Below are 20,722 nucleotides of genomic sequence, written 5' to 3' on the forward strand. Positions count from 1 at the left end.
GGGTTTCCCCATGTGAGAGTAGGTCATCGTCAAGATTCAATTCCGAAACCCCTATCTGCGCAAGCAGGTAGGGGTTTTGTCTATGCGCTCGAAAGAACTTGCAAGCCAAAAAAAACCACCCGGTCGGGTGGTTTTTTTTATCGTGCATATCAGTCGCCGGTGTACTCGCAGCCACTGGTGCAGGTTTCGTGGATGCGGATCTTGGAAAGCTCGGGTAACAGCGGCTTGAGCTGGTGCCAGATCCATTTCGCCAGGACCTCGCTGGTTGGATTTTCGAGGCCAGGGATGTCGTTGAGATAGTTATGATCAAGGCGCTCGTAAAGCGGCTTGAATATCGACTTGATCTCGGAGAAGTCACGGATCCAGCCGGTATGAGGATCAACGTCGCCTTTCAAATAGACGGCGACCTTGAAGGAATGGCCATGCAAGCGACCGCATTTATGCCCCTCGGGTACATGAGGAAGCCGATGGGCAGACTCGAAAGTGAATTCCTTGAAAATTTCCACGTTTGTTCCAATGTGTTGATGGGGCAGTGCTGCAGTTTATCAGGTGTCCAAGCCGCACGGTAAGTGGGCTTGGGCAGGTGGGGCCGGCATCCATCCAGCAGGATTACGCACGGGCAATACAGCGCTGACATCATCGACAAGCTAGCGTTGTGCCATTAAGTTTGAGTTAAGTCACCTTCGGTATTGTGTCTTTCGTAAACCCCATATACCTCACACATACCGAAGGTGAACCAAATGAAAACTCTGACTGCTCTGCTGCTCGCTTCTTCCCTGAGTTTCGTGGCCATCAGTGCCCAGGCCAAAGATCTCGGACCTGACGAGGCGCTTCGCCTGCGTGATGCTGGTACCATCCAGTCCTTTGAAAAGCTCAATGCTGCAGCATTGGCCAAGCATCCAGGCGGTACCATTCACGAGACCGAGCTGGAAGAGGAATACGGCAAATACATCTATCAAGTCGAGCTGCGCGACAATAAAGGTGTCGAGTGGGATGTGGAACTTGATGCAACCACCGGCCAAGTGCTCAAAGACCATCAGGATACCTAATGAACATATCGCCAGCGGGTCGCGCAATGATGGTCGGGCTGCTGGCGTGCTGCTCATTGGCGGTGGCTCGCGATCTGGACCAGGATGAAGCGCTGCGACTCAGACAGGAAGGTGTAATCCTTCCTCTTGAACAATTGCTCGGTCAAGCCATGGCGCGTTACCCAGGGGCACGTCTGCTGGAAGCCGAGCTTGAAGAGAAGCAACAGAAGCTGGTGTATGAGGTCGAGTTGCTGACCACGGCAGGTGTCGTTCGCGAGATAAAGCTGGATGCGGCCACAGGCGATTTGCTCAAAGACGAGGAAGATGACTGATGCGCTTGCTGTTGGTGGAAGACAACGTCCCCCTGGCCGATGAGCTGAGCGCCAGCCTCAGTCGCCAGGGATACGCTGTGGATTGGCTGGCGGACGGTCGAGATGCGGTGTATCAGGGTCAGACCGAGCCGTATGATCTGATCATCCTCGATCTTGGACTGCCTGGCCTGCCTGGGCTGGAGGTGCTGGCCCAATGGCGAGCGGCAAACCTCTCTACCCCCGTGCTGATTTTGACCGCGAGGGGATCATGGGCGGAGCGGATCGAAGGCTTGAAAGCGGGGGCCGACGATTACCTGACCAAGCCCTTCCACCCCGAGGAGCTGCAGTTGCGTGCCCAGGCACTGGTGCGCCGCGCCCGTGGCTTGTCCAACATGCCGCGCCTGGAAGCGTCCGGTCTGCACCTGGATGAGGGTCGCCAGTGCGTGCAGCAGGCCGGGGTCGATATTCAGCTGACGGCTGCCGAGTTTCGCCTGCTGCGCTACTTCATGCTCCATCCGGAGCAGATTCTTTCCAAAGGCCATCTGGCCGAGCACTTGTATGACGGCGAGACTGAGCGCGATTCCAATGTGCTGGAAGTTCATGTCAACCATCTGCGGCGCAAATTGGGTCGCAGTGTGATCGAAACCCGCCGAGGGCAGGGCTACCGCTTCGCTGGAGTCGTGCAGTGAGATCGATCCAGGCGCGATTGAGCGTCGGGTTGATCAGTGTTCTGGTGATCGTGGGCCTGGTCCTCGCTCAATTGAGCCTGTGGTTGTTCGAGATGGGCCTGCAGCGCTATCTCGAAGCCGGTTTACGCAACGAAAGCGAGAACCTTCTGGTAGCGATGCAGCGTGGGCCGCAAGGTCTGCAGTTGGATCAGCACCGTATTTCTCCCGCCTACGAACGGCCGTTCTCGGGGCACTACTTCCGCATAGACTTTCCCGATGGGCATTGGCGCTCGCGTTCGCTATGGGATCTCGAGCTGCCCGTACCGGATCAGTCAGGGCTGTATTCGGGTTTGAAGCTGGGCCCGGAGGGTCAGTTGCTGCTGGTGTTGCGTGCCGATTACCGTCGGCTCGGGCAGCCACTGTCGATCATCGTCGCCCAGGACTACACGCCGGTACGCACCAGTTTTCAGCGGGTACGCCAGATTGGCCTGGGCATGGGCCTCGCTGCGTTGATTGCGGTACTTGTGCTGCAGCGCATCACGGTCACGCGTTCGCTCAAGCCACTGGAGCGCACGCGCGAACAGATCGCGCAATTGCAGCTCGGTCAGCGCTCGCAGCTGGACAGTGCAGTACCGGTGGAACTCGAGCCGCTGGTCGCGCAGATCAACCACCTGTTGTTGCACACCGAGGACAGCCTCAAGCGCTCGCGCAACGCGCTGGGCAATCTGGGGCACGCGCTGAAGACGCCGATGGCCGTGCTGCTGAGCCTGGCCAGCAGTGAACGGCTGCGGGACCAGCCGGAAGTCAGCCGCCTGCTGCGTGAGCAGTTGGAGCACATCCAGCTGCGGCTCAGCCGTGAACTCAACCGCGCGCGTCTGGCCGGCGACGCGCTGCCGGGTGTTCAGTTCGATTGCGCTGGCGAGATTCCAGGTCTTTTTGCCACGCTGGAAATGATCCATGGCGGCCATTTGAGCCTGAGTTACGAGGTGGCTGCGGATGTTCGCTTGCCGTGGGATCGGGAGGACGTGCTGGAACTGCTCGGCAACCTGCTCGACAACGCTTGCAAGTGGGCTGACGCGCAGGTCTGCCTGACGATCGTCGAGCACGAGCATGGGTATAGCGTCTGGGTGGACGATGACGGTCCGGGTATCCCTGAGGATGCGCGCCAGGCGGTGTTGGATCGCGGTTCTCGGCTTGATGAGCAGGTCGACGGTCACGGCCTGGGTCTGGGGATCGTACGAGACATCGTCGAAAGCTGGTCTGCTCGCCTGAGCCTGTCGGAAAGCCCCTTGGGTGGGTTGCGCGTCACTATCGAAATGGATAAACGCGTCTGACGCGGATTTATCTTGGCGATGACTAAACTCGCGCGCAGCTGGGAGGACTAAGTCACAGAGCCGAATGACGGCTCTGTAGCTTATCGACATGGATCGAACATGAACGAAACCAACCTGCAAAACAAAACGCTGTTGTTACTGTTGATCCTGGTCACCATCGCTTTCATCTGGATTCTTCTGCCTTACTACGGCGCGGTCTTCTGGGCAGTGATTCTGGGTATCGTATTTGCACCGTTGCAGCGACTGGTCATGAGGAAGTTGAATCGGCGTCGCAACGTCAGTTCGTTGATAACCCTCACCATCACATTGATCATCGCCATCCTGCCGGTGATCATCATCAGTGCCTTGCTGGTTCAGGAAGGTGCAGTGCTGTACAAGAACATCGAGAACGGCCAGCTCGACGTGGCGGGTTATATCGATCAGTTCAAGCAACTGCTTCCGGCTTCCGGGCAACAGCTGCTCGATCGCATGGGCATGGGCAACCTGGAGGGTCTGCGCGACAAGGTCGCCAAAGGTGCGATGCAGGGCAGCCAGTATTTCGCGACGCAGGCCTTCAGCTTCGGCCAGGGTACGCTGGATTTCGTGATCAGCTTCGGCATCATGTTGTACCTGCTGTTCTTCTTCCTGCGTGACGGCCCGGAACTATCACGCAAGATCCGCACGGCTATCCCGTTGGCCGAGCAGCAGAAGCGCCGTTTGCAGCTCAAGTTCAACCGTGTGGTTCGCGCCACGGTGAAAGGCAATCTGCTGGTAGCGGTCACCCAGGGTGCCCTCGGCGGGATGATCTTCTGGTTCCTGGACATTCCCAGCGCATTGCTGTGGGCGGTGCTCATGGCGTTTCTGTCGCTGTTGCCTGCCGTCGGAGCCGGTATCGTCTGGGCGCCGGTGGCCGCCTACTTCCTGTTGAGCGGCTACATCTGGCAGGGGGTCACGCTGACGCTGTTCGGCATTCTGGTCATCGGCATGGTCGACAACGTGCTGCGCCCATTGCTGGTGGGCAAGGACACCAAGATGCCGGACTATCTGATCCTGGTCTCGACGCTGGGCGGCCTGGCAGTCTTCGGGCTCAACGGTTTCGTGATTGGTCCGTTGATTGCAGCGCTGTTCATGTCCAGCTGGGGCATCTTCGTCAGTACCAAGCGCCAGGTGCGTCTGCCCCAGGACCGCACCTGACATCTGCACTGTCCAACTCCCTTGGTCAGCCCGAGGGAGTCGGCGCTTGAGAGCAGGGGCCTGCTTGGTTACCATCGGCGCTTTTTCAGAGCGGTCCGCATGCCCCAGCCCATTCCTCTCAAAGATCATGGCAAGGAACAAGGTCTGGTCAACCGTCGGTTGATCGCTTGCGCCTTGCTGGTGCTGGCCTTGAGCATTGCCCTGGTCGGGCGTCTGTACTTCCTGCAGGTCATCGAGTTCACCTACAACTCCACAGTTTCCGAGAACAACCGGGTGCATGTGCTGCCCATCCCGCCCGAACGCGGTGTGATCTACGATCGCAATGGCGTGGTCTTGGCCGACAATCGACCCAGCTTCAACTTGACTCTCACACGCGAGCGCGCGGGCAATACTGCGCAGGTGCTCGATGAAGTGGCCAAGGTGCTGGAACTGGGCGATGAGGCGCGCAAACAGTTCGACAAGGATTTGAAGCGTGTGCGCCATCCGTTCGAACCGGTCACCCTGATGTACGAGTTGAGCGAGAACCAGATTGCGCGGGTCGCAGTGAATCAATTCCTGCTGCCGGGCGTCGATGTGGAACCTCAGTTCGTGCGTGAATACCCGCGCAAGGAGCACTTTGCCCATTCGGTAGGGTACGTGGGGCGGATCAACGAGAAGGAGTCCAAGACGCTGGACCAGACGCAGTACCGCGGCACCCAGTCGGTCGGCAAGACCGGTGTGGAACGCTTCTACGAGACCCAGCTGCATGGCCAGGTGGGTTACGAGGAAGTCGAGACCAATGCCCAGGGGCGGGTCATGCGGGTGCTCAACCACCATGACCCGGTGCCGGGCAAGAACATCGTGCTGAGCCTCGACGTGCATCTGCAGGAAGCCGCCGAGAAGGCATTGGGCGACCGCCGCGGGGCGGTGGTGTGCATCGACCCGGAAACCGGCGATGTGCTGGCCATGGTCAGCAAGCCGAGCTTCGACCCCAATCTGTTCGTGACCGGTATCAGCTTCAAGGAGTACGCGGCGTTGCGCGATTCCATCGACCGGCCGTTGTTCAATCGAGTGCTCAGGGGTTTGTACGCGCCCGGCTCGACGATCAAGCCGGAAGTGGCGATCGCCGGCCTGGACAGCGGTGCGGTCACGCCGCAGACACGTGTGTTCGATCCTGGCTACTACGAGCTGCCCAACTACGACCACAAGTACCGCAACTGGAACCGCAGTGGTGATGGCTGGGTGGACATGGACGCGGCCATCATGCGCTCCAATGACACCTACTTCTACGATCTGGCACACAAGCTGGGCGTGGACCGCATGCACGATTACATGACCCGCTTCGGCCTGGGCCAGAAGGTCTCGCTGGACATGTTCGAGGAAGCGCCGGGGCTGATGCCGTCCCAGCAATGGAAGCGTGCCACGCGGCGTCAGGCGTGGTTCCCCGGCGAGACCTTGATCCTCGGCATCGGTCAGGGTTACATGCAGGTCACTCCGTTGCAGTTGGCCCAGGCCACCACGCTGATCGCCAGCAAGGGCGTGTGGCGTCGACCGCACCTGGCCGAGACGGTGGGCGGCCAGGTACCGGTGGACGACAACCCGATCCCCAATATCGTGCTGCGCGACAACCGCGAGTGGGATCAGGTCAACCACGGCATGCAGCTGGTCATGCACGATCCGCGCGGGATTGCCCGTCAGGCGGCGGCCGGGGCGCAGTATCGCATCGCCGGCAAGTCGGGTACGGCGCAAGTGGTTGCGATCAAGCAGGGCGAACGCTACAACCGGCTGAAAACGCTCGAGCGCAATCGCGACAACGCCTTGTTCGTCGGATTCGCGCCGGCCGACCGGCCAAAGATCGTGGTGGCAGTGATGATCGAGAACGGTGAAGCAGGCGGGCGTGTGGCCGGTCCCGTAGTGCGCGAGATCATGGATGCCTGGCTACTGGACAGCGAAGGTCACCTGAAGCCCAAGTACGCGGCGCCGGCCAAGGCGCCCGCGGACCCCAAGGTCTGACCGTTTCAGCAGAGGAAACCACCGTCCACGTTCAGCGCTGTACCCGTGGTGTAGCTGGCGGCCGAGCTGGCCAGGTACAGCACGGCCCCGGCCATTTCCTCCGGCTGGGCGACACGCTTGAGCGGGATCTGCGCCAGCGCCGTCTTGAGGATGGCCTGGTTCTCGACCAGGGCTGATGCGAAGCGGGTGTCGGTCAGCCCCGGCAGCAGGGCATTGCAGCGGATGTCGAAGCCGGCGCACTCCTTGGCGAAGGCCTTGGTCATGTTGACCACCGCAGCCTTGGTCATGGAGTAGACGCCCTGGAAGATACCGGGCGACACGCCATTGATGGACGCCACGTTGATGATGCTGCCACCGCCGTGTTCGCGCATCAATTTGCCGGCCTCCACCGACATGAAGAAATAGCCGCGGATATTGACGTCCACGGTTTTCTGGAAGGCGCCCAGATCGACGTCCAGCACGCTGCCGAACTGAGGGTTGGTGGCGGCGTTGTTGACCAGAATGTCCAGGCGTCCGAACGTTGCCCGGACAGCGGCGAACAGCGCCAGAATCTGCTCCGGTTCGCCGATGTGACAGGCCATCGCAGTGGCTCGGTCGCCACCTGCGTTGATGCTGTCGGCGACGCGCCGACAGCCTTCCAGTTTGCGACTGACGACGATGACATGGGCGCCCTGCTGTGCAAGCAAGCGGGCAATGGCTTCGCCGATCCCGCGGCTGGCGCCGGAGACCAGCGCTATCTTGCCGTCGAGGTCGAACATCGTGGTCTTGGGCATATCCGCTCCTGCCGTGGCTTGAGGATCACATGTTCGGGTAGGTAGGCCCGCCCGCGCCCTCGGGTGCCACCCAGACGATGTTCTGGGATGGATCCTTGATGTCGCACGTCTTGCAGTGCACGCAGTTCTGCGCGTTGATCTGGAAGCGCTTGGCGCCGTCCTCCTGGGTGATCACTTCGTACACGCCGGCCGGGCAATAGCGTTGCGCGGGCTCATCGTACAGCGGCAGGTTCTTGCCGATGGGAATGCTCGGGTCCTTGAGCTTGAGGTGGCACGGCTGTTCTTCTTCGTGATTGGTGCCGGAGATGAACACTGAACTGAGCTTGTCGAAGCTCAGTTTGCCATCAGGCCGGGGGTAGTCGATGCGCTTGCTGTCCGCTGCCAGCTTCATGCAGGCGTAGTCAGGCTTGTCGTCGTGCAGGGTGAACGGGATCTTGCCCTTGAACAGGTTCTGATCGACGAAGTTGAAGGCACCACCGACGATGGCTCCCCACTTGTGGATGGCGGCACCGAAGTTGCGGCTGGCGAACAGCTCCTCGTACAGCCAGCTGGCCTTGAAACCGGACACGTAGCCGTCGAGCACATCACCGCCTTCCGAGCCCTTGAACAGCGCATCGGCCACCGCCTCGGCGGCGAGCATGCCGGACTTCATGGCAGTGTGGCTGCCCTTGATCTTGGAGAAGTTCATGGTGCCCAGGTCGCAGCCGATCAGGGCGCCGCCGGCGAAGACCATCTTGGGCAGCGAGTTGAAGCCGCCCTTGCAGATGGCGCGGGCGCCGTAGCTGACGCGTTTGCCGCCTTCCAGGTACTGCTTGAGAACCGGATGGTGCTTGAGGCGCTGGAACTCGTCGAAAGGCGAGAGGAACGGGTTGGCGTAGGACAGGTCGACGATGAGGCCCACCACCACCTGGTTGTTTTCCAGGTGATAGAGGAACGAGCCGCCGGTGTTCTCGGTGCCCATGATGTCCAGCGGCCAACCGGCGGTGTGGACGACCAGGCCAGGCTGATGCTTGGCGGGGTCGATGTCCCAGATTTCCTTCAGGCCAATCCCGTAATGCTGCGCGTCGGCATCGCTGTCGAGTTTGAAACGCTCGATCAGTTGCTTGCCGATATGGCCGCGGCAGCCTTCGGCGAACAGGGTGTATTTGCCACGCAGTTCCATGCCGGGGGTGTACAGGCCGTCCTTGGGCTTGCCTTCGCGATCCACGCCCAGGTCACCAGTGATGATGCCGCGGACCACGCCGCTCTCGTCGATCAATGCTTCCTGCGCAGCGAACCCCGGATAGATCTCGACGCCCAGGTTTTCCGCCTGCTGAGCCAGCCAGCGGCACAGATTGCCCAGGGAGATAATGTAATTGCCTTCGTTGTGCATGGTTTGGGGCACGAAGGCATTGGGGATCTTGGAACCGCTCTCGGCGTTCTTCAGGATGAAGATATCGTCGCGCGTCACCGGCGTGTTCAGCGGTGCACCCAGGGCTTTCCAGTCCGGGAACAATTCGCTGAGAGCCCGTGGTTCGAAGACTGCGCCGGAAAGGATGTGAGCACCGACCTCGGAGCCTTTCTCAACCACGCAGACGCTGATTTCCTGCCCGGCGTCGGCGGCTTTCTGCTTCAGTCGGCACGCAGCGGACAGGCCGGCAGGGCCTGCGCCGACGACGACGACGTCGAATTCCATGTATTCGCGTTCCACGGGGTCTCTCCTACTGAGGGCTCATCAGGCCTTTCTAATGGGTGAAGCTGCCGGAACGGTCATCCGGCGTGTAGCGGTAGTGCGCAACGTTGTGGGGGTGTAACTCCGGCGGGCGGTACCGCTTCTGGACGGCCGCAGGCAAGGATGTGCGTGTGGGCAGTATATCTACACCACTCGGCAGGTCCAATACAAACGTTTGTTTGAATCCGCTGCAGCCCAGTAAAATCAAGGTGGCCAGGGGGCGTGACCGGTGAGTTCCGCGTATTGACCGGTCAGGGCACAGCGGTCAAGATACGGCCAGCTTCATGTTCGGTGCCGGTCCTGCGCGCAGTACCGGTTGCATCGAATCTCGACTCCGATCCAGGTCGCTCGCATGCGCCGGACGCACACACTGTCGAGTTTACACGTCATACTTGTTGAAGGCTGCCCCGTTTTGCTGGTCAAGGTCTTGAAAAATCAGGTTTTTGCCAGCACTACGCAATGCTGCAAACGTTTCAATGGTGCCCTTGCGCCCACGTCATCGTCCGGTCTGCCTGGGCGACATTCTTTTCACCGGAGAGTAACGAGGAATCCATGAAGGTTCTTGTAGCTGTCAAACGAGTGGTCGACTATAACGTCAAGGTTCGCGTCAAGGCGGACAACTCTGGCGTCGACCTTGCCAACGTCAAGATGTCGATGAACCCTTTCTGCGAAATCGCTGTTGAAGAAGCCGTGCGCCTGAAAGAGAAGGGCATCGCCAGCGAGATCGTCGTGGTCACCGTCGGTCCGGCCACCGCGCAGGAGCAATTGCGCACCGCGCTGGCCCTGGGCGCCGACCGGGCAATACTGATCGAGCATGCCGAGGAACTGAACGCACTGGCAGTAGCCAAGCTGCTCAAGGCCGTTGTCGACAAGGAACAGCCACAGTTGGTTATCCTGGGCAAACAGGCGATCGACAGCGACAACAACCAGACTGGCCAGATGCTGGCAGCGCTGAGCGGCTACGCGCAGGGCACCTTCGCCTCCAAGGTCGAAGTGGTTGGCGACAAGCTCAATGTCACGCGTGAAGTCGATGACGGGCTGCAGACCGTTGGCCTGACCCTGCCGGCTATCGTCACCACCGACCTGCGTCTGAACGAGCCGCGCTACGCCTCCCTGCCCAACATCATGAAGGCGAAGAAGAAGCCCCTCGAGTCTTTCACGCCCGAGGCACTCGGCGTATCCGTGACCTCCACCAACAAGACCCTCAAGGTCGAGGCTCCGGCGACTCGCAGTGCCGGGATCAAGGTCAAGTCGGTTGCCGAACTGGTCGAAAAACTGAAAAACGAAGCGAAGGTAATCTAATGACTATCCTGGTTATCGCCGATTATGTAACCGAAGGTCAGGTGAACACGGGTGTGGCACCTTCGACCCTGAACACCGTGGCCGCTGCGCAGAAGATCGGCGGCGAGATTCACGTACTGGTCGCCGGCGTGCAGGTCGCCAGTGTCGCCGAAGCCGCCGCCAAGATCGCCGGCGTGAGCAAGGTGCTGGTGGCGGACAACGCCGCTTATGCCCATCAGTTGCCTGAAAACGTCGCGCCGCTGATCGTCGAGCTGGCCTCGGGTTACAGCCATGTGCTGTCTGCCGCAACCGCCAACGGCAAGAACATTCTTCCACGGGTAGCCGCCCAGCTGGACGTCGACCAGATCTCCGAGATCATTTCGGTCGAGTCGCCGGACACCTTCAAGCGTCCGATCTACGCGGGCAACGCCATTGCCACCGTGCAATCGAGTGCGGCGATCAAGGTCATCACCGTGCGTGCCACCGGTTTTGACGCCGTGGCCGCCGAAGGTGGTTCGGCTGGCGTGGAAGCGGTAGGCGCGGCCCACGATACTGGCAAGTCGAGCTTCGTTGGCGAAGAGCTGGCCAAGTCCGATCGCCCCGAGCTCACCGCTGCCAAGATCGTCGTATCCGGCGGTCGTGGCATGCAGAACGGTGACAACTTCAAACACCTGTACACCCTGGCCGACAAGCTGGGGGCTGCGGTAGGTGCGTCGCGTGCAGCCGTCGACGCCGGTTTCGTGCCCAACGACATGCAGGTCGGGCAGACCGGCAAGATCGTCGCGCCGCAGCTGTACATCGCCGTGGGCATTTCCGGAGCCATCCAGCATCTGGCGGGCATGAAGGATTCCAAGGTGATCGTGGCAATCAACAAGGACGAGGAAGCACCGATCTTCCAGGTCGCTGATTACGGCCTGGTCGCGGACTTGTTCGAAGCGGTCCCCGAGCTCGAGAAGCTGGTCTGACTTAGCGGTTTCGACCGCGGTTGATTCAAGCCTGGTCGCGGTCTGTTGCCCATGGGCAGCAGACCGCGACCAGGCTTTTTTGCATGTGACAAGGTCGCACGAGGTTGAGCATGACTGGAAAAGGCGGTCTACGCCGTTTGGCGCTGTGCGTGGCTGCCGCGCTGCTGCCACTGGCGGCGCAGGGTGCAGGCAAATGTGAGCGGCTGATAGCCAGCGGCAGTCCCGACGCGCCGCCGTATCTGTGGCGGGACCCACAGGATCCCGAGCGTCTGATCGGGGTCAACGCCGAGCTGCTGCAGCAGGTGGCGGCGCAGATCGGCGTCAAGCTCGACATCCTCTACGCAGGCAAGCGTTCGCAGGCGCTGGAAGAAGTGCGCACGGGGCGAATGGACCTGCTGGTGGATGCGCCATTGGCCGTGAACGAGCTTGAGTCCCTGGATTACGTGCACCCTGCACTGGTTCCGAACGATTACCTGGTGTGGACACTGCGTTCGGCACCGCTGCAGTATCGCAGCCTCGCCGACCTGCACGGTCACGCCGGGGCGATATCGGCCAAGGCGCGACCCACGCAGGCATTCGTGACCCTGGCCGCCGAACACCTGAAACTCGCCACCGTCGAGAATCTGCAGCAGGCTTTCGACCGGCTGGTGCATGGCCAGGTTGAGTATGTGATCGCCGGACGCTATTCCGGGGCAGCAATGGCTCAGGCACAGGGTGTGGGCGACAAGTTGCAGAGCAGCGAGCTGCCGGTCGACCGACCGGGGTTGTACCTGGCGCTGTCTCACGACTCCGCCTGCAACGATCCCTGGCTGCGCGGACAGCTGGCGAAAAAAATGACAGAATTGACCGCTTCAGGTATCCCGGCCGAGGTGTTCTCGCGCAATGTCGAGCGCTGGAGAGCCCAGCAATCGCCCCCGCCTGCAGCCCCTCAACAGTAGGAATTTTTCGTGAACGTTCAAGCTATGACCGCAGGCTCGCTGCTCTTGCTGCTCGCTGGCTGTGCCAGTGATCCGGCGCCCACGCAGCAATTGCGTCTGGCCGACCAAACCGTCGAACAGGCGCGCGCAGTCGGTGCGACAGAAGAAAACCCGGCCATGCAGCTGGCGGTTGGCAAGCTCGCCCAGGCTCGCGCGCAAATGGCTGATAGCAACTACAAGGGCGCCCGGCTCAACGCCGAACAGGCCGAATTGGATGCGCGCCTGGCCGAGGATCAGTTGTTGACCGCCAAGGGGCAGGAGCAGCTCAAGGCCCTGGACGCCCGTATTCAACGCCTGCGTAAACAATTGGGGGACATGCAGTGAAGCAGTTGACGGCAATGCGCACGGGGCTGCTGCTGGCCGCCGGCTTGATGACAGTGGGTTGCTCCGGCCAGCGCGCCAACAGCGAGGCGGTGCAGCGTGCCGAGACTGCTTTCCAGGCCGTGCGCGATGATTCCAGCGTGCTGCGCAGCGCGCCCAAGGATGTCATCCGTGCAGGCGAGTCGCTGGCCCGCGCCGAGCGGCTTGCCAGCTATTGGGGCACCGGCAGCGACGCCCAGCATTATGCCTACTTGAGCCTGCGCTACAGCGAGATCGCTCGGGAGCGAAGCGAGCAACTGCTTAACCAGCAGCGCCTGACCAAGGCGCAGATGGACCTGCAGCGCCTGCAATTGGCCTTGCGCGACTCCAAGCTGGAAAGCGTGCAGCAGCAGGGCAAATGGCTCGAAGAGCAGATTCTGGCGCTGGCCAACGTCGAGGCGGACCGCGGCCTGGTCATGACCCTGGGCGACGTATTGTTCGATACCGGCGAGGCCCAGCTCAAGCCCCAGGCCAATCGCACGATCCTCAAGCTCGTGCAGTTCCTGCAGCTCAACCCCAAGCGTGTGGTGCGTATCGAAGGCTATACCGATAACACCGGAGAGAAAGCGTTCAACCTGCAGCTCTCTGCCGACCGTGCGCAGTCGGTGGCCGACACCCTGGTCGACCTGGGTATCGACGAGTCGCGCATTCAAGTGCAGGGCTATGGCGATGCCTACCCGGTGGACGCGAATGCTTCGGAGCGGGGCAGGGCGCAGAATCGGCGGGTCGAGATCGTCTTTTCCAATTCCAAGGGCGAGTTGGCTTTGCCCCGCGGTTGAACGCAAGGTTGCAAGTGGCCCGTGCAGTTGCAGGATCAGCTCTGCTATCCTGCCAGCTGTCCCCGTACAGTTCGTATCTGTAGGGGTCTTCTGGCACATCGAAGGTCCGGCCATGACCAACCTCTTGCTCTACCAGCGTATTGCCCAGCAGCTGGCTGATGACATCCGTCGCGGCGTGTACCAGCCAGGCGAACGCGTGCCTTCGGTGCGCAAGATGAGCGCCCAGCTCAATGTCAGCCATGCCACGGTATTGCAGGCGTACGCCAACCTCGAGGATCAGGGGTTGATTCGCGCGCGGCCCCAGTCCGGCTACTACGTGCACCAGACCCCGGCGCTGACCGCGCCTACGCCTGACATTGCCCGGGTAGAGCGTCCGGGATTGGTTACCCGCAGCAGTATCATCCAGCAGGTGCTCGACGAATCCCGTCGAGAGGGCGTATTTCCATTGGGGGCCGCAGTGCCCCATGTCGAATTTCTACCGGTACGCGCGCTGCATCAGCAGTTGGCCAAAGTCACCCGCTTCCAGAGCCCGCGCGCCTTCAGCTACATGTTCAGCCCAGGCTTCGAGCCTTTGCGCCGGCAGGTGGCGATCCGCATGCGTGATGCAGGTGTGGTGGTCGATCCCTCGGAGATCGTGATCACTCACGGCTGCGTCGATGCATTGCAGATGAGCCTGCGCGTGCTCACCCGGCCCGGCGACCTGATCGCGGCCGAGTCACCTACCTATTATGGCCTGTTGCAGTTGGCGGACCTGCTCGGCCTGAAGGTCATCGAGATTCCCAGTGATCCGTCCACCGGTATCAGCCTGGAAGCGTTGCAGCTGGCTGCCAACCAGTGGTCGATCAAGGCGCTGGTACTGACGCCGCGCTTGAGCAATCCGCTGGGCGGAACCATGCCCGAAGAACGCATGAAGCAGCTGCTGCGGCTGTCTTCGGATTTCGATATCCAGATCATCGAAGACGATATCTACGGCGAGTTGATGTTCGAGCAGGGCAAGAGCAAGGCGCTCAAGGCATTCGACCGGCTGGGCCATGTCATCTACTGCTCCAGCTTCTCCAAGACGTTGTCGCCCGGCGTGCGCATCGGTTGGATGATTGCCGGCAAATACCAGGCCGAGGTCCAGCGGCTGCAGACGTTCAGTACCCATTCGGCGTGCAGCGTCACGCAGATGGGTGTTGCCAGTTATCTGGAAAACGGCGGCTACGACCGGCACCTGCGTTTCATTCGCCAGGAGTACCGCAAGAACCTGAGTGCTTTCCAGCTGGCGGTACAGCAGCATTTTCCGGAAGGTACGCAGATCACGCGGCCTACCGGAGGGTTCATCCTCTGGGTGAGCCTGCCCGGGCGGGTCAACACCCAGGAGCTGCATGTGCGTGCACTGGAGCAGGGAATCAGCATCGCGCCTGGCCTGATCTTCAGCAACACAGAGCAGTTCAACCACTGTATTCGGCTCAACTGTGGCGTGCCGTGGAACCGCGAGGCGGAGCGCGCACTGGCAACGCTTGGTGTACTGGCGCGGCAACTGTGCCAGGAGTCCGGAGTTTCCTATTGAAACTGTACGAGGGGCTTGTCAGCACGACGCTTAACAGGGAGCATAGAGGCTTCGTCGTAGTTGTCGTGCCCCTATGAACACCAAGCGCCGTCTCGCATTGCTGGTTTTCTGCTTGAATCTGGGCTTCATTGCCGTGCCCGCTGTTCACGCGCAAACGCCGGATAGCCCGTCGGCTGCGACACGCTCGGCAGATGCCGCAAAGTCGACCGCCAAGGCTGATTCTGCGGCGAAGAAGCCTGCCGCGAAAAAGCCTGTGGTTCGCAAGAAGGCTGCCAAAAGCCGGTCGCGCAAGGAAGCGGACGTCATTGCCACGCCGGTGCCCAAGCCCAACCTGGATTTGAGCCTGCCCAAGGACATCGTCAAGGACCTCAAGCCGCCGACCCAGCCCGTCAACGCTGCCGTACACCCTGCGCCGCTGGCCGAGCCTGCACCCAAGCCAATTCTCCCTGCCTTCTTCAGCGACAAGGGCAGCGAAGACTTCCAGCTCAATGGTCGCCTGCTGAACAACGAGATGCAGCTGCAGCGGCGCAGCGATGGTCGTGAAGTCGAGGGCGCCGCGCTGGACTTCAATTTCAAGCAATGAGCCATGTTGGCCAGTTCAGTCGGCCGTTACACATGGCTCGACCGAATTATCGACGCAGGCATTTTCAAACGCTCGTTGGGTCACTACCATGGGTGCTCTACAACACTCTGTGCCTGTGAGGTCATGACGTCATGAAATGCCGCGAAGGCTGTGGCGCCTGCTGCATCGCTCCCTCCATCAGTTCGCCTATCCCCGGCATGCCTTTGGGCAAGCCGGCCGGGCAGCGCTGCGTGCAGCTGTCTCTGGACAACCTGTGTGCCCTGTTTGGCCTGCCCGAGCGGCCAGCAGTGTGCTCCGCGTTTCATGCCGATCCCGAAGTGTGTGGCGACAGCGACCAGGACGCCGTGCGCATTCTGGGCTGGTGGGAGCAGATGACCGCGTAGACAAAGTCTCGATCCTCGACAACAAGGAACAACAACAATGAGAGCGATGCATCGTATAGCGCTGGTTGCCCTGCTGGGCAGCGTTCACCTGTCTGCCCACGCCGAGCAGTGGTCGGTGGCCAAGGACGAGGAGGGGATCAAGGTTTCCCTGAGTGAAGTCGCGGGCTCCAAGTACAAGGCCTATAGGGGCGAAACCACGATCAAGGCCAGCGTGGCCAAGCTGCGTGCCATGCAGGAGGACGTCGCCGGGGCCTGTACCTGGATTCATGAGTGCAAGGCGCAGAAGCTGCTCAAGCATCAAGGCGATCAGACCTGGACCTACACCCAATTCAATACGCCGTGGCCGGTCACCCCGCGCGACTCGGTGCTGCATATCACCACGGTCGATGGCAGTGATGGCAGCGTCACCCGCAATCTGGTCGGGGCCGCCGACTATGTGCCGCAGGAGAAAGGCTTCGTGCGTGTGGCGCAAGTGGAAGGTTTCTGGAAGATGGTGCCCCAGGGTGCCAATCAGACCCAGGTGATCTACCAGGTGCACACCGAGCCGGGCGGCAGCGTGCCCTCCTGGCTGGCCAACAAGTTCGTCGTGGATGCCCCATTCAATACGCTCAAGGCATTGCGCACGAAAGCGGAGCAGTAGCAACGCAAAAGGCCGCCCGGAGGCGGCCTTTCGTTGTGACGCGAAGGCTTAGGTGCGATCGTCCAGAGCGGTCACGTCGCGGCTTTTCTCGCCGGTGTACAGCTGGCGTGGGCGGCCGATCTTGTACGGGCTCGACAGCATTTCCTTCCAGTGCGAGATCCAGCCCACGGTACGCGCCAAGGCGAAGATGACCGTGAACATGCTGGTTGGAATGCCGATGGCCTTGAGGATGATGCCCGAATAGAAATCGACGTTCGGGTACAGCGAGCGCTCGATGAAGTAGGGGTCGGTCAAGGCGATCTCTTCCAGGCGCATGGCCAGTTCGAGCTGCGGATCGTTCTTGATGCCCAGTTCCTTCAACACTTCGTCGCAGGTCTGCTTCATCACAGTGGCCCGCGGGTCGCGATTCTTGTAGACGCGGTGACCGAAGCCCATCAGCTTGAACGGATCGTTCTTGTCTTTGGCCTTGGCGATGAAGGTGTCGATGTTGGAGACATCGCCAATCTCGTCGAGCATGGTCAGCACGGCTTCGTTGGCACCGCCGTGGGCAGGCCCCCACAGTGCTGCAATGCCGGCCGCGATGCAGGCGAACGGGTTGGCACCCGACGAGCCTGCCAGGCGCACGGTGGAAGTGGACGCATTCTGTTCGTGGTCGGCGTGCAGAATGAAGATGCGATCCATGGCCTTGGCCAGTACCGGGCTGATCGGTTTGATCTCGCACGGCGTGTTGAACATCATGTGCAGGAAGTTTTCCGCATACGACAGATCGTTGCGCGGGTACATCATGGGCTGGCCCATGGAGTACTTGTAGACCATGGCCGCCAGTGTCGGCATCTTGGCCACCAGGCGTACTGCCGAGATCTCGCGGTGCTGCGGGTTATTGATGTCGAGCGAGTCGTGGTAGAACGCGGACAGCGCACCGACCACGCCGCACATGATGGCCATCGGGTGGGCATCGCGGCGGAAGCCGTTGAAGAAGGTCTTCAACTGCTCGTGAACCATGGTGTGGTTCTTGATGTTGCCAACGAACTTGGCTTTCTGCTCGGCCGTAGGCAATTCGCCGTTGAGCAGCAGGTAGCAGGTTTCAAGATAGTCGGATTGTTCGGCAAGTTGCTCGATCGGATAGCCGCGGTGCAGCAGGATTCCGGCGTCGCCGTCGATGTAGGTGATTTTCGACTCGCACGAGGCGGTCGACATGAAGCCTGGGTCGAAAGTGAAGCGGCCCGTGGCAGTCAAGCTCCTGACGTCGATTACATCGGGACCAACGGTGCCGGTTAAAATCGGCAGCTCGACGGGGGCTGCGCCCTCGATGATCAACTGCGCTTTTTTGTCAGCCATGTGGCCTCCTATTAATGCTTGGAATCATCAGACAGACCCCCCACGCAGGGCCCGCACCACTATAGTGAGATAAATTCGAATGTCAATTTGCTTAAAGTAAGGCTCCAGAGCGCTGCGAGCGGGCTTTTTTCGCGAAATTACGCCCCGTTCAAACCTTTTGCCATGCATGCGCAATCCGCCGTCCGGGGCCTGCGGTGCGTTGTCATTAGTATCCTAACTGTCTATACTCGGCAGCCGACCGCCGGGGGCTTTTCCGAGCCATTTCGACGGGGTCGTCACCTCCTGGGTGGTGAGTACCTGACCAGTACACTTCCCTACAACTTGCCCTGCTTGCTAGGGGCTCTTCAGTGTGAAAAAAGCCGTGAATAGCCAACGACCTGTAAACCTAGACCTAAGGACCATCAAACTCCCTGTCACTGCTTACACGTCCATTCTCCATCGTATATCCGGTGTCATCCTGTTCCTGGGCATCGCTCTCATGCTGTACGCATTGGGCAAATCCCTGGGTTCCGAGGAAGGCTTCGGCGAGGTGAAGGCGTATATGACCAGCCCGCTGGCCAAGTTCGTGATCTGGGCCCTGCTGTCCGCCTTGCTGTATCACCTGGTGGCCGGTGTGCGCCACCTGATCATGGACATGGGCATCGGCGAGACGCTGGAAGGCGGCAAGCTGGGCTCTAAAATCGTTCTCATCATCTCGGTGGTGCTGATCGTTCTGGCAGGAGTTTGGGTATGGTAACCAACGTTACGAACCTTTCGCGTTCGGGCCTCTATGACTGGATGGCACAGCGTGTGTCTGCGGTCGTTCTCGCGGCTTATTTTCTTTTTCTGATCGGCTACATCGTTGCCAATCCAGGCATCGAATACACCCAATGGCACTCGCTGTTCAGCAGCAACTGGATGCGCATCTTCAGCCTTCTGGCGCTGGTCGCCCTCGGCGCCCACGCCTGGGTAGGCATGTGGACCATTGCCACCGACTACCTGACGCCGATGGCGTTCGGCAAGTCGGCCACGGCTATACGCTTCCTGTTCCAGGCGGTATGCGGCGTTGCGATGTTCGCGTACTTCGTCTGGGGTGTGCAGATTCTTTGGGGTATCTGATTCATGGCTAACATTAGTACGCTTTCCTTCGACGCCATCATCATTGGTGGTGGTGGTGCCGGCATGCGCGCAGCGCTGCAGCTGGCCCAGGGTGGTCACAAGACCGCCGTCGTCACCAAGGTATTTCCCACTCGCTCGCACACCGTGTCGGCGCAGGGCGGCATCACCTGCGCCATCGCCTCGGCCGACCCGAACGATGACTGGCGCTGGCACATGTACGATACCGTCAAGGGTTCCGACTACATCGGCGACCAGGACGCTATCGAGTACATGTGTTCGGTAGGCCCGGAAGCGGTCTTCGAGCTCGAGCACATGGGGCTGCCGTTCTCCCGTACCGAGCAGGGCCGTATCTACCAGCGTCCGTTCGGTGGCCAGTCCAAGGACTTCGGCAAGGGCGGCCAGGCCGCACGTACCTGCGCCGCTGCCGACCGTACCGGCCACGCGCTGCTGCACACCCTGTACCAGGCCAACCTGAAGGCCGGTACCGTGTTCCTGAACGAGTACTACGCGGTCGATCTGGTGAAGAACCAGGACGGTGCGATCGTTGGCGTCATCGCCATCTGCATCGAAACCGGCGAGACCTCGTACATCCGCGCCAATGCCACCGTACTGGCTACCGGCGGGGCCGGGCGTATCTACTCGTCCACCACCAATGCCCTGATCAACACCGGTGACGGCGTGGGCATGGCCCTGCGTGCCGGTGTGCCGGTGCAGGACATCGAGATGTGGCAGTTCCACCCGACCGGCATCGCCGGCGCAGGTGTACTGGTCACCGAAGGCTGCCGCGGTGAAGGCGGTTACCTGATCAACAAGCATGGCGAGCGTTTCATGGAGCGCTACGCGCCGAACGCCAAGGACCTTGCCGGTCGTGACGTGGTCGCACGCTCGATGGTCAAGGAAATCATCGCCGGCAACGGCTGTGGTCCCGATGGCGATCACGTGATGCTCAAGCTCGATCACCTGGGCGAGGAAGTGCTGCACAGCCGTCTGCCAGGCATCATGGAGTTGTCCAAGACCTTTGCCCACGTCGATCCGGCCGTTGCGCCGATTCCTGTCGTGCCAACTTGTCATTACATGATGGGGGGTGTCGCTACCAACATCCACGGTCAGGCAATCACCCAGGATGCCAATGGCAACGACGCCATCATCCCGGGCCTGTTCGCCGTGGGCGAAGTGGCTTGCGTGTCGGTCCATGGCGCCAACCGCCTGGGCGGCAACTCGCTGCTCGACCTGGTGGTGTTCGGTCGTGCCGCAGGCCTGCACCTGGAGCAGGCGCTGAGCGAGGGTATCGAATACCGCCGCGCCAGCGACACCGATCTGGAAGTCGCCCTGGCGCGTCTGGACGGCCTCAACGCGCGCACCACGGGTGAAGATGTCGCCAGCCTGCGCAAAGAACTGCAGAGCTGCATGCAGAACTACTTCGGTGTGTTCCGCACCGGCGAGTACATGCAGAAAGGTATCGATCAGCTGGCCGGCCTGCGCGAGCGCATTGCCAACGTCAAGATCAACGACAAGAGCCAGGGCTTCAACACCGCCCGGATCGAAGCGCTGGAATTGCAGAACCTGCTGGAAGTGGCGGAAGCCACCGCGATTGCCGCCGAGCATCGCAAAGAGTCCCGCGGCGCTCACGCCCGTGAAGACTTCGAAGATCGCGACGACGAAAATTGGCTGTGCCACACCCTGTACTTCCCGGGTGAAAAACGTGTTGCCAAACGCGCCGTGAACTTCTCGCCGAAAACCGTTCCGACCATGGAACCGAAGATCCGGACTTACTGA

General features: G+C 60.8%; 22 protein-coding genes. 18 read left to right on the forward strand and 4 right to left on the reverse strand.

Annotation, left to right across the window (positions count from 1 at the left end):
- Positions 1-149: 149 nt before the first annotated feature.
- Positions 150-506, reverse strand: a complete 357-nt coding sequence (queD, locus tag IFU31_RS13365) for a 6-carboxytetrahydropterin synthase QueD (RefSeq protein WP_192103241.1) — start codon at positions 504-506, stop codon at positions 150-152.
- Between the two features lie 234 nt (positions 507-740).
- Here queD and IFU31_RS13370 point away from each other — a divergent pair, with 234 nt between their 5' ends.
- From IFU31_RS13370 to mrdA, 6 genes are all read left to right on the forward strand, one after another.
- The gene (locus IFU31_RS13370; protein ID WP_122477270.1) at positions 741-1,049 is read left to right on the forward strand and encodes a PepSY domain-containing protein; all 309 of its coding nucleotides are present in this window, start codon (positions 741-743) and stop codon (positions 1,047-1,049) included.
- The gene (locus tag IFU31_RS13375) at positions 1,049-1,360 is read left to right on the forward strand and encodes a PepSY domain-containing protein (RefSeq protein WP_192055623.1); all 312 of its coding nucleotides are present in this window, start codon (positions 1,049-1,051) and stop codon (positions 1,358-1,360) included. Before IFU31_RS13370 ends, IFU31_RS13375 begins: the two co-directional genes overlap by 1 nt.
- Positions 1,360-2,028, forward strand: coding sequence for a response regulator transcription factor (locus IFU31_RS13380; protein WP_122477273.1), 669 nt, complete (start codon positions 1,360-1,362; stop codon positions 2,026-2,028). Before IFU31_RS13375 ends, IFU31_RS13380 begins: the two co-directional genes overlap by 1 nt.
- On the forward strand, positions 2,025-3,341 hold the full coding sequence (locus IFU31_RS13385; RefSeq protein WP_122477274.1) for an ATP-binding protein: 1,317 nt from the start codon (positions 2,025-2,027) through the stop codon (positions 3,339-3,341). Before IFU31_RS13380 ends, IFU31_RS13385 begins: the two co-directional genes overlap by 4 nt.
- Positions 3,342-3,440: 99 nt before the next feature.
- Complete coding sequence (locus IFU31_RS13390) at positions 3,441-4,514, forward strand: AI-2E family transporter (protein WP_122477276.1); 1,074 nt, start codon at positions 3,441-3,443, stop codon at positions 4,512-4,514.
- 99 nt (positions 4,515-4,613) lie between these two features.
- Positions 4,614-6,506: a penicillin-binding protein 2 gene (gene mrdA, locus IFU31_RS13395; RefSeq protein ID WP_122477278.1), complete on the forward strand. Its 1,893-nt coding sequence runs from the start codon at positions 4,614-4,616 to the stop codon at positions 6,504-6,506.
- Positions 6,507-6,511: 5 nt separating this feature from the next.
- Here the strand turns inward: mrdA and IFU31_RS13400 are convergent, their stop codons facing one another.
- Entirely contained in the window at positions 6,512-7,279 is a 768-nt protein-coding gene (locus IFU31_RS13400; protein WP_192103242.1) for an SDR family oxidoreductase, read from the reverse strand.
- Between the two features lie 25 nt (positions 7,280-7,304).
- Positions 7,305-8,969, reverse strand: coding sequence for a 4Fe-4S dicluster domain-containing protein (locus IFU31_RS13405; RefSeq protein WP_122477281.1), 1,665 nt, complete (start codon positions 8,967-8,969; stop codon positions 7,305-7,307).
- A gap of 573 nt (positions 8,970-9,542) precedes the next feature.
- Between IFU31_RS13405 and IFU31_RS13410 the strand changes: the two genes are divergently transcribed.
- The 9 genes from IFU31_RS13410 (at position 9,543) to IFU31_RS13450 (ending at position 16,510) form a co-directional block, all read left to right on the forward strand.
- On the forward strand, positions 9,543-10,292 hold the full coding sequence (locus IFU31_RS13410) for an electron transfer flavoprotein subunit beta/FixA family protein (RefSeq protein WP_122477283.1): 750 nt from the start codon (positions 9,543-9,545) through the stop codon (positions 10,290-10,292).
- Positions 10,292-11,236, forward strand: coding sequence for an electron transfer flavoprotein subunit alpha/FixB family protein (locus IFU31_RS13415; protein WP_122477284.1), 945 nt, complete (start codon positions 10,292-10,294; stop codon positions 11,234-11,236). The genes IFU31_RS13410 and IFU31_RS13415 overlap by 1 nt, the downstream gene beginning before the upstream one ends.
- A gap of 110 nt (positions 11,237-11,346) precedes the next feature.
- Entirely contained in the window at positions 11,347-12,174 is an 828-nt protein-coding gene (locus IFU31_RS13420; RefSeq protein ID WP_192103244.1) for a substrate-binding periplasmic protein, read from the forward strand.
- A gap of 9 nt (positions 12,175-12,183) precedes the next feature.
- Positions 12,184-12,537 (forward strand): DUF4398 domain-containing protein, encoded by a 354-nt coding sequence (locus tag IFU31_RS13425; RefSeq protein WP_446731036.1) that lies wholly within the window; start codon positions 12,184-12,186, stop codon positions 12,535-12,537.
- A 14-nt stretch (positions 12,538-12,551) separates the two neighbouring features.
- On the forward strand, positions 12,552-13,352 hold the full coding sequence (locus IFU31_RS13430) for an OmpA family protein (protein ID WP_122477288.1): 801 nt from the start codon (positions 12,552-12,554) through the stop codon (positions 13,350-13,352).
- Between the two features lie 112 nt (positions 13,353-13,464).
- Entirely contained in the window at positions 13,465-14,904 is a 1,440-nt protein-coding gene (locus IFU31_RS13435; RefSeq protein WP_122477290.1) for an aminotransferase-like domain-containing protein, read from the forward strand.
- Positions 14,905-14,977: 73 nt separating this feature from the next.
- Entirely contained in the window at positions 14,978-15,487 is a 510-nt protein-coding gene (locus IFU31_RS13440; protein ID WP_185793013.1) for a translation initiation factor 2, read from the forward strand.
- Positions 15,488-15,618: 131 nt separating this feature from the next.
- Positions 15,619-15,870 (forward strand): YkgJ family cysteine cluster protein, encoded by a 252-nt coding sequence (locus tag IFU31_RS13445; RefSeq protein WP_122477294.1) that lies wholly within the window; start codon positions 15,619-15,621, stop codon positions 15,868-15,870.
- Between the two features lie 37 nt (positions 15,871-15,907).
- On the forward strand, positions 15,908-16,510 hold the full coding sequence (locus IFU31_RS13450) for an START domain-containing protein (RefSeq protein WP_192103246.1): 603 nt from the start codon (positions 15,908-15,910) through the stop codon (positions 16,508-16,510).
- Positions 16,511-16,558: 48 nt separating this feature from the next.
- Here the strand turns inward: IFU31_RS13450 and gltA are convergent, their stop codons facing one another.
- Positions 16,559-17,848: a citrate synthase gene (gene gltA / locus IFU31_RS13455; RefSeq protein ID WP_043190646.1), complete on the reverse strand. Its 1,290-nt coding sequence runs from the start codon at positions 17,846-17,848 to the stop codon at positions 16,559-16,561.
- A 349-nt stretch (positions 17,849-18,197) separates the two neighbouring features.
- Here gltA and sdhC point away from each other — a divergent pair, with 349 nt between their 5' ends.
- The 3 genes from sdhC to sdhA are packed head-to-tail and all read left to right on the forward strand — an operon-like array spanning position 18,198 to position 20,722.
- A complete protein-coding gene (sdhC, locus tag IFU31_RS13460; protein ID WP_185793015.1) occupies positions 18,198-18,584 on the forward strand; it encodes a succinate dehydrogenase, cytochrome b556 subunit in 387 nt (128 codons plus the stop codon).
- Complete coding sequence (sdhD, locus tag IFU31_RS13465; RefSeq protein WP_043190640.1) at positions 18,578-18,946, forward strand: succinate dehydrogenase, hydrophobic membrane anchor protein; 369 nt, start codon at positions 18,578-18,580, stop codon at positions 18,944-18,946. Before sdhC ends, sdhD begins: the two co-directional genes overlap by 7 nt.
- Before the next feature lie 3 nt (positions 18,947-18,949).
- A complete protein-coding gene (gene sdhA, locus IFU31_RS13470; protein WP_122477298.1) occupies positions 18,950-20,722 on the forward strand; it encodes a succinate dehydrogenase flavoprotein subunit in 1,773 nt (590 codons plus the stop codon).

Origin of the sequence: Pseudomonas sp. CFBP 13602, from assembly GCF_014842725.1 — a bacterium.
In the GTDB taxonomy this organism is placed as follows: domain Bacteria; phylum Pseudomonadota; class Gammaproteobacteria; order Pseudomonadales; family Pseudomonadaceae; genus Aquipseudomonas; species Aquipseudomonas baltica.